The organism is Rhizobium leguminosarum (genome assembly GCF_001679785.1).
Classification (GTDB): domain Bacteria; phylum Pseudomonadota; class Alphaproteobacteria; order Rhizobiales; family Rhizobiaceae; genus Rhizobium; species Rhizobium leguminosarum_R.
In genome coordinates this window covers 172334-185849 of the sequence record NZ_CP016289.1, presented here as the reverse complement: position 1 = coordinate 185849, position 13516 = coordinate 172334, and the positions used below count along the sequence as shown (strand labels likewise).

14 protein-coding genes and 1 pseudogene are annotated in these 13516 nt (G+C 62.8%); 8 read left to right on the top strand and 7 right to left on the bottom strand.

Going from position 1 to position 13516, the window contains the following annotated elements:
* The first annotated feature begins 51 nt into the window (after window positions 1–51).
* Both BA011_RS32425 and BA011_RS32420 read left to right on the top strand, forming a co-directional pair.
* Window positions 52–573 carry an MbcA/ParS/Xre antitoxin family protein gene (locus BA011_RS32425; protein WP_065283888.1) on the top strand — a complete coding sequence of 174 codons (522 nt, stop codon included), beginning with the start codon at window positions 52–54 and terminating at the stop codon, window positions 571–573.
* On the top strand, window positions 570–1241 hold the full coding sequence (locus BA011_RS32420) for an RES family NAD+ phosphorylase (RefSeq protein WP_065283887.1): 672 nt from the start codon (window positions 570–572) through the stop codon (window positions 1239–1241). Before BA011_RS32425 ends, BA011_RS32420 begins: the two co-directional genes overlap by 4 nt.
* Before the next feature lie 40 nt (window positions 1242–1281).
* On the opposite strand, the gene BA011_RS32415 is transcribed toward BA011_RS32420, so the two are convergent.
* Entirely contained in the window at window positions 1282–1923 is a 642-nt protein-coding gene (locus tag BA011_RS32415; protein WP_065283886.1) for an alpha/beta family hydrolase, read from the bottom strand.
* A 70-nt stretch (window positions 1924–1993) separates the two neighbouring features.
* On the opposite strand from BA011_RS32415, the gene BA011_RS32410 reads away from it, so the two are divergent.
* From BA011_RS32410 to BA011_RS32395, 4 genes and pseudogenes are all read left to right on the top strand, one after another.
* Complete coding sequence (locus BA011_RS32410) at window positions 1994–2176, top strand: hypothetical protein (RefSeq protein WP_003548476.1); 183 nt, start codon at window positions 1994–1996, stop codon at window positions 2174–2176.
* 678 nt (window positions 2177–2854) lie between these two features.
* Window positions 2855–3115, top strand: a complete 261-nt coding sequence (locus BA011_RS32405; protein WP_065283885.1) for a DUF982 domain-containing protein — start codon at window positions 2855–2857, stop codon at window positions 3113–3115.
* A 112-nt stretch (window positions 3116–3227) separates the two neighbouring features.
* Window positions 3228–3317 (top strand): annotated as a pseudogene (locus tag BA011_RS42915) (nucleotidyl transferase AbiEii/AbiGii toxin family protein); the annotation flags it as partial.
* A 153-nt stretch (window positions 3318–3470) separates the two neighbouring features.
* Window positions 3471–4172, top strand: coding sequence for a DUF899 family protein (locus BA011_RS32395; protein ID WP_065283883.1), 702 nt, complete (start codon window positions 3471–3473; stop codon window positions 4170–4172).
* A gap of 120 nt (window positions 4173–4292) precedes the next feature.
* On the opposite strand, the gene BA011_RS32390 is transcribed toward BA011_RS32395, so the two are convergent.
* The 6 genes from BA011_RS32390 to hutI all read right to left on the bottom strand — a co-directional run bounded on the left by BA011_RS32390 (window position 4293) and on the right by hutI (window position 11180).
* Complete coding sequence (locus tag BA011_RS32390) at window positions 4293–4922, bottom strand: J domain-containing protein (protein WP_065283882.1); 630 nt, start codon at window positions 4920–4922, stop codon at window positions 4293–4295.
* A 175-nt stretch (window positions 4923–5097) separates the two neighbouring features.
* Entirely contained in the window at window positions 5098–5673 is a 576-nt protein-coding gene (locus BA011_RS32385) for a HutD family protein (RefSeq protein ID WP_065283881.1), read from the bottom strand.
* A 5-nt stretch (window positions 5674–5678) separates the two neighbouring features.
* Window positions 5679–7352, bottom strand: coding sequence for a urocanate hydratase (gene hutU, locus BA011_RS32380; RefSeq protein ID WP_065283880.1), 1674 nt, complete (start codon window positions 7350–7352; stop codon window positions 5679–5681).
* 24 nt (window positions 7353–7376) lie between these two features.
* Window positions 7377–8183, bottom strand: coding sequence for an N-formylglutamate deformylase (gene hutG, locus BA011_RS32375; RefSeq protein ID WP_065283879.1), 807 nt, complete (start codon window positions 8181–8183; stop codon window positions 7377–7379).
* A gap of 202 nt (window positions 8184–8385) precedes the next feature.
* On the bottom strand, window positions 8386–9921 hold the full coding sequence (hutH, locus tag BA011_RS32365) for a histidine ammonia-lyase (RefSeq protein ID WP_065283877.1): 1536 nt from the start codon (window positions 9919–9921) through the stop codon (window positions 8386–8388).
* Complete coding sequence (gene hutI, locus BA011_RS32360; protein ID WP_065283876.1) at window positions 9918–11180, bottom strand: imidazolonepropionase; 1263 nt, start codon at window positions 11178–11180, stop codon at window positions 9918–9920. The genes hutH and hutI overlap by 4 nt, the downstream gene beginning before the upstream one ends.
* A gap of 121 nt (window positions 11181–11301) precedes the next feature.
* On the opposite strand from hutI, the gene BA011_RS32355 reads away from it, so the two are divergent.
* The gene (locus BA011_RS32355) at window positions 11302–12648 is read left to right on the top strand and encodes a formimidoylglutamate deiminase (RefSeq protein ID WP_065283875.1); all 1347 of its coding nucleotides are present in this window, start codon (window positions 11302–11304) and stop codon (window positions 12646–12648) included.
* Between the two features lie 121 nt (window positions 12649–12769).
* On the top strand, window positions 12770–13492 hold the full coding sequence (hutC, locus tag BA011_RS32350; protein ID WP_065283874.1) for a histidine utilization repressor: 723 nt from the start codon (window positions 12770–12772) through the stop codon (window positions 13490–13492).
* Window positions 13493–13516 lie beyond the last annotated feature (24 nt).

The following is a 13516-nucleotide window of genomic DNA, read 5'->3' as shown; positions in this document are numbered from 1 at the left end:
TTGATCAATGCCCAGATTTGGACTATGTCTAATTCAAGACAGGAGGCTTTCATGCAGCATGCACGACGGGAGCAACGGGAAGACCAAGGGCCACAGCGGCTGGAAATGGAGCGGTTTGCTCCGGCCAACCGCAAGAGGCTGAGCGCCCCGGCCCTGCGAACCTTTCTGGCGATCTCCGATCTCTGGGGGCTGAGCGAGGAGCAGCGTCTGCTCGTGCTCGGCTATCCCTCTCGGTCGACCTACCACAATTGGGCCAAACAAGCGCGCGAGCACGGCGCTTTCACGCTCGATGTCGATACGCTGACCCGCATCTCGGCCGTGCTCGGCATCCATCAGGCGCTCGGCGTGCTGTTTTCCGATGAACGCGCTGGCGTCGCCTGGCTGCGCACACCGCATCAGGCGCCGGTTTTCGGCGGCCATCCGCCGCTTGATATCGTGACGAACGGGACCCAGGACGGGTTGATGACCGTCCGCCGGTTTCTCGACGGCGCCCGCGGCGGCCTCTACATGCAGCCAAATATGCTGGACGAAGCCTTCACGCCTTACGAAGATGCGGACATCGTCTTCCGGTGAGCGACCGTTTTGCTGAGGCGCCGCGTCCGTCATACCGGCTGATCCCGTCGCAATTTCCGCCAATCGGACTTTTCGAGACGGTGACGAGGGCGGCCGATCTCGAAGCCGTGATGGAACTCGTCGGCTGGACCAATGATCGTCTCGTCGTCGACCGCATCCAACGGCTTCCCAAGGATCAATGGGTTTACGGCGTTGCCAATGCCAGCATTGTCATGGCAGCATTCCTGCATGTTGCGCCGGGAGGAATGCGCTTCAACGGCCCCGATCTCGGCGCCTGGTATGCAGCCGACGATCTCCGCACAGCCGCCGCCGAAGTTGGCCATCATCTCCGGCGCGAGGCTGTCGCACGTGGGGTGGTGACGATGGCGCGCACCTATCGAAGCTATTCGGCCAATCTGATGGGTGATTACCTCGACATTCGCGGAGAGCAGATGCTGCGGCCCGATGTCTATGACGGCACCAGCTATGCGGCGTCGCAAGTGCTGGGGGAAGAGGTGCGCTCGAGCGGCGGCGCCGGTATCCTCTATGACAGTGTCCGGCTGAGAAGTGGAGTGGCCATCGTCGCCCTCCGGCCGCGCAACATTCAGGGCGTGGTGCAGGCCGACCACTTCGAAATCACCGTTTCGGCCACCGACCGACGCATCGATGTCAGGAAGCTTGCAGCCTGACGGCTGCAGCCGCGGGCCGGCGCCGAGGAATTGGTGACGCTCAAACCGGCAATCGTTCGGCCCATGCCTTTGCCGCCTTCGCCATCGTGGAAAGGTGGTCGGCACTGGAGAAGCCGGAGATCGTCTTGCGCGGCTTGAGGTCGTGGTCACCATCCTCGAGCCAGAGGATCTCGATCCTGTCGGACAGATCATAGCCCGGCACCTCGTCCCGCGTGCCGAATTCGTCGCGTGTTCCCTGGCAGATCAGGGTAGGCGTCGTCAGCCCTGTGAGGTGGCCGGTGCGCAGCTTCCCAGGCTGGCCGGGCGGATGGAAGGGATAGCCGAGGCAGAGCAGGCCGGCGATTTTCCCGCGGCGATGGAGATCGTCGGCGACCATGCTGGCGACCCGGCCGCCCATCGACTTGCCGCCGATAATCAGAGGGCCGCTGGCGCCGAGATCTTCAATGGCCGCCTCGTATTCGGGATTGAGCGTTTCGGCGCGCGGCGGCGGTTTACGACCGTCGGAGGTGCGGCGGGCGGCCATGTAGGCGAATTCGAAACGAGCGACGCGGAAGCCGACGCCGGCGAGCGCATTTGCCGCTGATGTCATCGATGCCGAATCCATCGGCGCGCCGGCGCCATGCGCAAGAAGGATCGTGAAGCGCGCATCCTGAGGGCCCTGCAGCAGAAACCTGTCAAGCATCGGTAGTCCTCCATCCCATCGCCGGAACCATGTCGACGGCCGTGACTTCTTCCTGGAAAGGAGACCGACAATGTCGACGAATGATCAAAACGTAAAGCCCGAGCAGAGGCGACCGAAGGATGTCGGCGCCGTTCCTGAAAAGCCGGAGCCCGCCGACGCAGAATCGATGGCGCCGCCGGTGGTCCAGCCGGCTGGGGTCAGGGACAAAAGCGAACGACCCGTGGTCAATCCGATCACTGGTGTCGCCTCCTGATCGACTAGAGCATGATGCCGAAAAGTGTGAGCGGTTTTCGGACGACATCATGCTCTAATTCTTTGATTTAGATCAGGATCAGATTTTAGGCCGACCCGGCCTAAAATCTGATTCCTGTTCTAGGGTCAATTATCGTGTAGAACCGCAGAACCGCCTCTTGAAACCCCGGCGGAAAGGGTCCATATACCCGTCCTGCCTGAAAAATGGATGCGCGCGGTATCGACGTCGTCGAACGGTTCGTTGTCCGACAGGATAAGGGCGCTCCCCGCAAGGGTCGAGCGCCCTTTTTGCTTTCCAGCGCTTTGGACAGCGGGGCAACTCGGACTAACCGGTCCTGCTCCGACTCGGCCCCACGGCCATACGCAGATTAGGCCCGCGCTGATCGTCGTTGACATAGCAGGCCGACAAAATGCTGCATCTCGTTGGATGCGATGCCAAGGCGAAGCATGTCGGCGGCTTTGGTGGCTTCAGCATGGCGTGTCATGAGGCCGGCGACCGTTTCCCTGCCAACAGGTGCCCATGCTGACGCTGGCGATGCTGAGGCGACTAAAGCGCCCTTTAAGAAATGTTCTCCTTTCCATTCTGCGGCCTCCGAAGCGAGCTTCAGCATGCCAGCGAAGATCACGGAACGGTTCTTGCACGGTTACTAATATGTTTACTGTGGGAAGGCCTAATGTCATGAAGTGGTGCACATCCGAAGAGTTTGCCCCTCTGATGCTGGTTGTGAGTGGGCCGGAAAAATACAAGCTTGTCGCAACTCTTTTCCAGGCCGCCGAGATGCTGACGGTTAGCTGGCCGATCGACGACGGAGAAGAATATCTTCTAGCGATTAGGGCGTGCCGACATGCAATTCATGGGGAAATTCCGGCTCAGGACGCGCGGGCAGCGCTTATCCGTGCCGCTGACGAAGCTGGCATTCCGGTGATCACCGTTCACTGAGTTCGTAGCCGACGGTGAATTGAGTTCACGGGCTCCTACATGATACACCACTCTCGTTCCGCTGCATGCGCAAGGTCAACAAGCGGCTGCATGGTCGGCGGCGTCCTTTAGGAAGGGCGCGATGCTGATCATCAGCTGGTTCGATGATCCGCATTTCGGAACGCGCGATCTTGATCTGCTTGGCTTTGGCGATCCGGCGCCGAGCCGGCCAAAGCGCGGGGCAAATATTTTCCGTCGGCTCTGTCGACTTTCGCATCAGCCGATCGTCCTTGCTATGATGTGCTGCCACCCGGTCGTGGCTTCAGCACGTCCTTTGCGCGTCTGAGACGCGCGGCAATAGAAGGAGGATATCGTCATGGATAATCAGCATCTGGTACCCGCCGCCGTGCTTGCGGCTAAGAATGGCGTCCGGTTCCCCAATGAGAGTGAGGAATATCGCAGCGCCCGCGACGCGCTGCTGGCCGAAGAGATCGAATTGCGCCGGCACATCGAGCGCGTGGCAGTACAGCGCCGGGCGCTGCCGCCGGGCGGCGAGGTCACGAAAGACTACCGCTTCGAAGGCAGCGATGGGCCGATATCCTTCAGCGAGCTCTTCGCCGACAAGGAGACGCTGATCGTCTATAGCTACATGTTCGGCCCGGAACGCGAGCGCCCATGCCCGATGTGCACCTCGCTGCTGTCGGCCTGGGACGGCGAGGTGCCCGACATCCAGCAGCGCGCAGCCCTTGCCGTCGTCGCACTTTCGCCGATCGGCAGGCTGCTCGCCTTCAAGAAGGAACGCGGTTGGCACCACCTGCCGCTCTATTCCGACATGACGGGCGATTATAGCCGCGACTATCATGCAATCGGCAGGGGTGGTGGTGATGACGCTGCCTTCAACGTCTTCACGCGCCGCGACGGCACCATCCGCCATTTCTGGAGCCAGGAGATGGGCGAGGTGACGGCCGACCCTGGCGAGGATCCGCGCGGCGCACCAGACCTGATGCCGCTCTGGACCGTTATCGATTCGACGCCAGAAGGCCGGCCGGCGGACTGGTATCCAAAGCTGTCCTATTAAAAGCAATTCCAGGAAAAGTGCGAAGCGGTTTTCCGTCCGGAGTTGCGTTAAAGCAAAAAGTCGAGCGGTTCCGCGACTTCCATAAAAAGTTGAACCGCTCCTAGCCGGCGTCGTCTGCCATCAGCCGGTGGAGCGGTTTCTGGAGGCCTCGACCCATTCGATGCTGGTGACCGCGGCATCCGGCAGCGGCGGCGGATCGATGTCGTAGACATAGCCGGAGAGCATGTCGGCGGCGCGTTCCGTCGCCTTGATCTTCGCCTCGGTTTCCGAGACCGCCTTGGAGATCGCCTCGATGCGGGCGCGGAACATGTGGGCGAGCACATCGCGGCCGGACTGCTTTTCGAGCCGCTCCAGATGCAGGCCGATTCGTGAGGCGTGGCGCTCCAGCTCGCTCTTGCTGAAACGCGCCTTTCGCAGTTCTTCGGAAAGGCTGTCCTGCATGACGGCGACGGGATCGAAACTTCCGGGTGCACGCTCGTCGAGCACCGCGTCGGTGACGAGCTTCTCGATCATCACGAGCGCCTGCAATTCGGCCGCATCGGCGAATTCGACGTCATAGCCGGTATCGTCGTAGACCTTGCGCCGGACCGGATCGAGAAGCAGCCCGTAGGCTTTCTGCAGATTGGCGAAGGCGTCCGAATCACCACCTGAATCGGGGTGGGCAACCTTCGCCAGGCGCCGATAGGCGGCCTTCAGCTGCGCCTCGTCCGCATCGCGTTCAACGCCGAGAATATCGTATGGATCCGTCACGCCTGCTCCCTTGCTCCCCGCCACGTTGCGGGCAGTCTAGGTCTTCTTCTTCATCAGAAGGGCGAAGTTTAGACCGAAACGAGGAATGACGTCCATGGCCCGAGATGGCGATGGTTTATGCAGATGCTTCGCCAAATCCACGATTGTTTAATGTTTTCAACTCGTTGTTCGAAGATCAGCCTGCGGTGATCGAAGCGAGATAACATCTGGCTTCGCCATCGATTTTCAGCGCGGTAGCAGTCGCGTCCTCGATCAGCAGCGCATCGCCGGCCGCAAGCGCGCCGGTCTCGCCGTCCCGCCGGAATGACAATGCGCCGCGATGGCAAAGCAACAGGCATGTCGAGGGCGAAAGCGGCACGGTCTTGCTGTGATCGACGTCGATGCGGATCAGCGTATGGGCGAGCCCGTCACGGCGCGTCATCACATTGAGATCGGTGATCGCTCCGTCCAAGAGCCTGGCTGCGACGGGGATATCCGCCGGGAAGGGCAGGGGATCGCTTGCCGTTGTCAGCGGCACGGGCATGCTGCCTGCGACATCGAGCACCATGCCGTTGCCATCAAGGATCGCCAGCGTCCGGTCGATGCCGGGAAAGATCGAAAACGGGCCATCCTCGGCGACCGTCGCCATGCTGATGCGCCAGTCGAAGTCGTTGATCGAAGCGCCGGGTGGAAAGACGGCGATCTCCACCGTCTCTCCCTTGCCGTTTTTCCAGGGCATGCGTTTGTGATCGCCGGCGCGCAGGATCCTCACCGGGCTCAGTTCCCGAGAATGCCGGGCAGGCGCAAGCCCTTTTCCTTGGCGCAGTCGATGGCGATCTCGTAGCCGGCATCGGCGTGGCGCATGACGCCGGTCGCCGGGTCGTTCCAGAGCACGCGCTCGAGGCGTCTTGCGGCATCGTCCGTGCCATCGGCACAGATGACCATGCCGGAATGCTGCGAGAAGCCCATGCCGACGCCGCCACCGTGATGCAGCGACACCCAGGTGGCGCCCGATGCCGTGTTGAGCAGGGCATTGAGCAGCGGCCAGTCGGAGACGGCGTCGGAGCCGTCCTTCATTGCCTCTGTCTCGCGGTTCGGCGAAGCGACGGAGCCTGAGTCCAGATGGTCGCGGCCGATGACGATCGGGGCGGAGAGTTCGCCTGTTCTCACCATCTCGTTGAAGGCGAGGCCAAGCTTGTGGCGGTCGCCGAGGCCAACCCAGCAGATGCGCGCCGGCAGGCCCTGAAAGGCGATGCGCTCCCTGGCCATATCGAGCCAATGATGTAGATGCTTGTTGTCAGGCAGCAATTCCTTCACCTTGGCATCGGTCTTGTAAATATCCTCCGGATCGCCGGAAAGGGCGGCCCAGCGGAAGGGGCCGATGCCGCGGCAAAACAGCGGGCGGATATAGGCCGGCACGAAGCCCGGAAAGGCGAAGGCGTTTTCGAGGCCTTCATCCTTGGCGACCTGGCGGATGTTGTTGCCGTAATCGAGGGTCGGCACGCCGGCATTCCAGAAGGCGATCATCGCTTCAACATGTTCGCGCATCGAGGCGCGCGCTGCTTTTTCCACAGCCTTCGGATCGCTTTCGCGCTTTGCCTTCCACTCACCCATCGTCCAGCCCTTCGGCAGGTAGCCGTTGATCGGGTCGTGGGCCGAAGTCTGGTCGGTGACGATATCGGGGCGGATGCCGCGGCGGACCATCTCCGGCAGGATTTCGGCAGCATTGCCGAGCAAGCCGACGGACTTTGCCTCGCCGGCCTTGGTCCAGCGGTCGATCATCTCGAGTGCCTCGTCCAGTGTCTCGGCCTTGGCGTCGACATAGCGGGTGCGCAGGCGGAAATCGATCGAATCGGGATTGCATTCGACGGCGAGGCAGCAGGCGCCGGCCATGACGGCGGCGAGCGGCTGGGCGCCGCCCATGCCACCGAGGCCGCCGGTCAGGATCCATTTGCCCTTGAGATTGCCGCCGTAATGCTGGCGGCCGGCCTCGACGAAGGTCTCGTAGGTGCCCTGCACGATGCCCTGCGTGCCGATATAGATCCACGAACCGGCCGTCATCTGGCCGTACATGGCAAGGCCCTTCTTATCCAGCTCGTTGAAATGGTCCCAGGTCGCCCAATGCGGCACGAGATTGGAATTGGCGATCAGCACCCGCGGCGCATCCTTGTGGGTGCGGAACACGCCGACCGGCTTGCCGGATTGGACGACCAGGGTTTCTTCTTCCGTCAGCGTCTTCAGCGTCGCGACGATGCGGTCGAAATCCTCCCAGGTGCGGGCGGCGCGGCCGATGCCGCCGTAGACCACGAGCTCGTTCGGGTTTTCGGCGACATCGGGGTCGAGATTGTTCATCAGCATGCGCAGCGGCGCTTCGGTCATCCAGCTCTTGGCATTGAGATCGTTGCCGCGGGGCGCGCGGATTTCGCGGATATTGTGGCGTGGATTGCTCATGGCGGTTCCCCTGTCGAGAGATCGTTATCGTTTCAGGCCTGGCGCGATCTGTTCGATGCGCACAAGAATGTTTTTGAGATGAACGCGAAGTCTGTCCGCCTTGGCGGCGTCGTAGGCGAAGGGGGCCGCCTCGGTTTGGAGATGCGTCGATTGCGCGAGCTCCATCTGGATCGCGTGCACACCAGTGTCGGGCCGACCATAGTGGCGGGTCGTCCAGCCGCCCTTGAAGCGACCGTTGAGCACGCCGTCGTAGCCTTCGGCGGCTTCGACGACGGTGAGCGTCGCCTGCTCGATCGCGCTGTCGCACGTCTTGCCCATGTCTGTGCCGATATTGAAATCCGGCAGCTTGCCTTCGAAGAGGAAGGGAATGTGGGAGCGGATCGAGTGGCAGTCGTAGAGGATTGCGACGCCATGGATTGCTCTCACGCGCTCGATCTCGGCGGCAAGGGCAGCATGATAGGGGGCATGAAAGTCGCGCAGCCGCGCCGCGATATCGGCTTCATCAGGTCCTTGCCCATCCTTCCAGATCGCCTTGCCGTCGAAGTCCGTCTGGGGAATGAGGCCGGTGGTGTTCTGGCCGGGATAGAGGCTGACGCCCTGGGGATCGCGGTTGGCGTCGATGACGTAGCGGTGGAAGGTGGCGCGCACTGTCGTGACGTTGTCGAGTAGGCCGTCATAGAGGTGGTGGATGTGCCAGTCGGTGTCGGCGAGGATGCGGCCATTGTCGTTGAGACGATCGGCGATCTCAGCCGGCACGTCGGTGCCGGTATGGGGGAAACCGAGGATGACGGGGGAGGTGCCTTGGCGAATTTCGAAGGCGGGTGCGCTCATTGGCAGAATACTCCGGCGTTGCGGGGGTTACCCCCCTCTGTCCTGCCGGACATCTCCCCCACAAGGGGGGAGATCAGCTGGGCGGACCCACTCGTTCCAACATCAATTGTTTGGGGAGATTCCATCTGCGAGTCGATCTCCCCACCTGTGGGGGAGATGCCCGGCAGGGCAGAGGGGGGTACCACGTGCAGAACCATCACAATCAACCCTCCAAAATCGGCAGAATGCCATTCGAAACCGAGGCGTTCAGCGTGCCGGTCGCCACCAGTTCGGCGGCGGCGGTGAGGTCGTTTGCCATATAGCGGTCGACGTCGAGGCTCGGCACTTTGGTGCGGATCGTGGCGATCGCCTTGGCGAGTTCCGGGCTCGTCGATAGCGGCGCGCGCAGTTCGACGCCTTGGGCGGCGGTCAGCGCCTCGATGCCGATGATGCCGAACAGGTTTTCGGTCATGCCGAGCAGGCGACGGGCGCCGTGGCAGGCCATGGAGACATGGTCTTCCTGGTTGGCCGATGTCGGCGTCGAATCGACCGAGGCGGGGTGCGACATCTGCTTGTTCTCCGACATCAGCGCCGCCGAAGTGACCTCGGCGATCATCAGGCCGGAGTTCAGGCCCGGCTTCTTGGCGAGGAAGGCCGGCAGGCCGTAAGAGAGGGTCGGATCGACCAACAGCGCGATGCGGCGCTGCGAAATCGCGCCGATCTCGCAGACGGCGAGCGCGATCTGGTCGGCGGCGAAGGCGACGGGTTCGGCGTGGAAATTGCCGCCGGAAACGACGGAATTGTCCGAGAGCACCAGCGGATTGTCGGTGACCGCGTTGGCTTCGATCTCAAGCGTGCGGGCGACCGAGCGCAGCAGATCGAGGCAGGCGCCGTCGACCTGCGGCTGGCAGCGAATGCAATAGGGATCCTGCACACGCTCGTCCCCCTCGATGTGGCTCTGGCGAATGATGGAGTTTTCAAGCAGGGCGCGAAGCGCGGCTGCCGTGTCGATCTGGCCCTTATGGCCACGCAATGTGTGAATATCCGGATGAAAGGGCGCCGAAGACCCCATGGCGGCATCGGTGGACATGGCGCCGGTGATCAGCGCCGCTTGTGCGGCACGATGGGCGCGAAAGAGGCCGGCAAGCGCCAGCGCCGTCGAGGTCTGGGTGCCGTTGATCAGCGCCAGGCCCTCCTTGGCGGCGAGCACCACTGGTTTGAGGCCGGCCCTTTCGAGGGCTTGCGCGCCCGGGAGGCGTTCGCCGGCGAAGAAGGCTTCTGCCTCGCCCATCATTACCGCCGCCATATGGGCAAGCGGCGCCAGATCGCCGGAGGCGCCGACCGAGCCCTTTTCCGGGATCAGCGGAATGACGCCCTTTTCCAGCATGCCTTCGATCAGCCGCACCAGCTCCAGCCGCACGCCGGAGGCGCCGCGCCCGAGCGAGACCAGCTTCAGCGCCATGATCAGCCGCACGATGTTGTCGGGCAGTGGCGCGCCGACGCCGCAGCAATGCGACAGGATAAGATTGCGCTGCAAGGTGGTCACATCGGCGCTGTCGATCTTGATCGAGGCGAGTTTGCCGAAGCCGGTATTGATGCCGTAGACCGGCGCATTGCCGGCGGCGATCTCGGCGATGCGGGCAGCGGCCTTGGCGATCCCGGCATCGAAGGCGGGATCGAGCCTTGCCGGCACGCCGGTCCAGTAGATGGTTTCGAGATCCTTGAGCGAGACGGAGCCCGGGTGGAGCGTGATAGTCATCGGCCGTTCCTTTCGCCTTTGAAGACGCGCGCGTGAAGCGGATTGAAGCCGATGCGGTAGACGAGCTCGGCAAGGCTTTCGATATTCCAGATAGCGAGATCCGCAGATTTGCCAGGTTCGAGCGTTCCCGTCTTGTCGAGCAGGCCGAGCGCGCGGGCGCCTTCGCGGGTGGCGCCGGCGATGCATTCCTCGACGGTGAGGCCAAAAAGTGTGGCCGACATGTTCATGGTGAGCAACATCGAGGTGAGCGGCGAGGTACCGGGATTGCAATCGGTGGCGATCGCGATCGGCACGCCTGCCCGCCGCAACGCCTCCACCGGCGGCTTCTGCTTCTCATGGATGGCGTAGAAGGCGCCGGGCAGCAGCACGGCGACGGTGCCGGCTGCGGCCATCGCCGCAACGCCATCTTCGTCGAGATATTCGAGGTGATCAGCCGACAGTGCGCCATAGGATGCGGCGAGCCTGGCGCCGCCAAGATTGGAGAGCTGCTCGGCATGCAGCTTGACTGGCAGGCCGAGCGCTTTGGCCTTGTCGAAAACGCGGGCGATCTCGGTGGTCGAAAAAGCGATGCCCTCGCAGAAACCGTCGACGGCATCGGCAAGACCGAGGCCATGCATGTCGTCGAGACCGGGCAGCACGACATTATCGAGATAGTCGCCGTTGCGACCCTTATATTCCACGGGCGTCGCATGGGCGCCGAGATAGCTGGTGGCGACGCGGACCGGACGGATATGGCCGAGCAGGCGGGCGCTCTGCAGCATCTTCACTTCGCCGGTCCGGTTCAGCCCGTAACCGGACTTGACCTCGATCGTCGTGACACCTTCGGCAAGCAGCGTGTCGAGCCGCGGCAGAGCCTGGGCGACAAGCTCCTCGACCGACAGCGCATTGGTCGCCTTCACCGAGGAAACGATGCCGCCGCCGGCGCGGGCGACCTCCTCATAAGTCGCGCCTGCCAGGCGCATTTCGAACTCGCGGGCGCGGTTGCCGCCGTGAACGATATGGGTGTGGCAATCGACGAGACCGGGCGTTACCCACCGGCTTTCGAGATCGACGATGTCGGAATGTTCGATGGCCGATGCCGGCAGGTCGCTTTCGGCACCGGCAAAGGCGATGCGGCCGTTTTCGGTGAGCACGGCGCCCTTTTCGACGATGCCGAGCCCTTCTTTACCAGGCGCCAGCGTGGCCAGCCGCGCATTGCGCCAAAGCACTGGACGGGCTTCTGCGGACGAGACTTCCTCTGAGAAAATGTTCCCGGTCATCAGCTTTGCGCCTTTCCTTATGCTAAAACATGTATATACATAATCGACAGGTGACAAGAGAAATTTTGTGCGCTTTTCTGGAAAAGAAAGATCGGCGGCACGGCAAGAGGAGAGGAAGGCCATGACCACACTTCATGCAGGCACGGCGCTGACGCCGCAGGGCTGGCAGAAAGATGTGCGGCTGACACTTGAGGCCGGACGTATTGCGCGGATCGACATCGGCGCTGCTCCCGAGCCCGGCGACGAACGCCACGCTCTCCTCGTTCCCGCCATGGCGAACGTGCACAGCCATGCCTTCCAGCGGGCGATGGCCGGCCTTGCCGAAGTACGCGGCCCGGCAAATGACAGCTTCTGGAGCTGGCGCACTGTCATGTACAAGTTTGCCCTGGCGATGACGCCGGATCACGTCGAAGCGGTCGCCGCCAAGCTTTATACGGAGATGCTGGAGGCCGGTTTTTCCCGCGTCGGCGAGTTTCACTATCTCCACCACGACAGGGATGGCAGCGCTTACGCCAATATCGCCGAGCTTGCCGAACGCATCGGCGCGGCAAGCGAAGAGACCGGCATCGGCCTGACGCTGCTGCCGGTCTTCTACGCTCATTCCGGCTTCGGCGGTGGCGCGCCCATCGACGGCCAGCGGCGCTTCATCAATTCGCTCGAAAGCTTCGAAAGGCTGATGGAGGGATGTCGGGCGGTGACCGGCCGGCTCGATGGCGCCGAGCTCGGGCTGGCGCCGCACAGTCTGCGGGCCGCGACACCGGACGAGCTCACAAGGCTCGTGTCGATGGCGGGCGACGGTCCCATCCATATCCATGTCGCCGAGCAGGTGAAGGAGGTCGAGGACTGCATCGCCTGGTCCGGGGCGCGGCCTGTGCAATGGCTGCTCGATCACGCGCCTGTGGATGAGCGCTGGTGCCTGATCCATGCGACGCACATGACCGAGGACGAAACGCGGCGGATGGCGAAAAGCGGCGCGGTGGCCGGCCTCTGCCCGATCACCGAAGCCAATCTCGGCGACGGCGCCTTTGCCGCGCCGCTTTTCCTCGAAGAGGGCGGGCGTTATGGCATCGGTTCGGATTCCAACGTGCTGATCTCCGTGCCGGAGGAACTGCGTCAGCTCGAATATTCGCAGCGCCTGGCGCTTCGCGCCCGCAACGTCGTCGCAGCACCCGGCGGTTCGACGGCGCTTTCGCTATTCAGCCAAGCGCTTGCCGGCGGCGGTGCCGCACTGAAAGCACCAACAGGTCTCGCTGAGGGGCATCATGCCGATATCGTTTCGCTCGATACGACGGCCGTTCCTTATCTCACGGGTGACCAGATCCTCGATCACTGGCTGTTTGCAGGCGGCGTTTCCGTCGATTGTGCCTGGGCGCGCGGCCGCAAGCAGGTGGAGGGCGGACGCCATCTCAGGCGCGACGCCATCGACCGGCGTTTCCTCGCGGCGATGGGCGAGTTGCTGGCCGCCTGAAAAAGAGCTTTTCCTGTCCAGGCATTCGAATTAGAGCAATTCCAGCAAAAGTGTGTAGCGGTTTTGCGTCCGGGATTGCGTAAAAACAAAGAGATAGCGGGAGACCAATCGGAACGTGGCGATGAACCAAAGCAGGGATCCCACCTTGCATCAGCGTATCCTGAGCGACATCGAGGGCCGTATCGTCTCGGGCGATTGGCCGCCGGGGCACCGCATTCCCTTCGAGGTCGATCTCGCCACGCAGTATGACTGCTCGCGCATGACCGTGAACAAGGTGCTGACCCAGCTTGCCAAGGCTGGCCTCATCGAGCGCCGCAAGAAATCCGGCAGCTTCGTCACCCAGCCGCAGGCGCAATCGGCCATTCTCGAAATCCACGACATCAAGGCCGAGGTGCAGTCGCTGAACCTGCCCTATTCCTATGCGGTTTCGAAGAAGGCGAGCCGCAAGGCCAAGGCGGATGACAGCCGCCGGCTGGAGCTGCCTGTGGCGTCCTCGGTCGTCGAGGTGGTCTGTATCCACAATGCCGGCATGCGCCCCTTCTGTCTGGAGGAGCGGCTGATCAGTCTTGCGACGGTTCCTGAAGCCGCCGATGCCGACTTCCTGACGATGGCACCGGGGCCGTGGCTGCTCAACCAGGTGCCGTGGAGCACGGCCGAACACCGGATCCATGCCGTCTCAGCTGGTGCCGAGCTGGCCGCGGCTCTCGATATACCACGCCATACCGCCTGCCTCGTCGTCGAACGCCGCACCTGGAGCAATGCCGGCCCAGTGACGCATGTGCGCTTCACCTATCCCGGTGATCGTCACGCGCTGGTGGCGCGTTTCACGCCGGCATCCCAATAACTGCCCATGTTCCATATACAACAT

Excerpts from the sequence above, each read along its gene's own strand:
- BA011_RS32405 (WP_065283885.1), top strand. The coding sequence starts at position 2,855 with ATGAAGTGGTGCACATCCGAAGAGTTTGCCCCTCTGATGCTGGTTGTG.
- BA011_RS32355 (WP_065283875.1), top strand. The coding sequence starts at position 11,302 with ATGACCACACTTCATGCAGGCACGGCGCTGACGCCGCAGGGCTGGCAG.
- hutH (WP_065283877.1), bottom strand. The coding sequence starts at position 9,921 with ATGACTATCACGCTCCACCCGGGCTCCGTCTCGCTCAAGGATCTCGAA.
- BA011_RS32415 (WP_065283886.1), bottom strand. The coding sequence starts at position 1,923 with ATGCTTGACAGGTTTCTGCTGCAGGGCCCTCAGGATGCGCGCTTCACG.
- hutU (WP_065283880.1), bottom strand. The coding sequence starts at position 7,352 with ATGAGCAATCCACGCCACAATATCCGCGAAATCCGCGCGCCCCGCGGC.
- BA011_RS32395 (WP_065283883.1), top strand. The coding sequence starts at position 3,471 with ATGGATAATCAGCATCTGGTACCCGCCGCCGTGCTTGCGGCTAAGAAT.
- hutG (WP_065283879.1), bottom strand. The coding sequence starts at position 8,183 with ATGAGCGCACCCGCCTTCGAAATTCGCCAAGGCACCTCCCCCGTCATC.
- BA011_RS32410 (WP_003548476.1), top strand. The coding sequence starts at position 1,994 with ATGTCGACGAATGATCAAAACGTAAAGCCCGAGCAGAGGCGACCGAAG.
- hutC (WP_065283874.1), top strand. The coding sequence starts at position 12,770 with ATGAACCAAAGCAGGGATCCCACCTTGCATCAGCGTATCCTGAGCGAC.
- BA011_RS32425 (WP_065283888.1), top strand. The coding sequence starts at position 52 with ATGCAGCATGCACGACGGGAGCAACGGGAAGACCAAGGGCCACAGCGG.
- hutI (WP_065283876.1), bottom strand. The coding sequence starts at position 11,180 with ATGACCGGGAACATTTTCTCAGAGGAAGTCTCGTCCGCAGAAGCCCGT.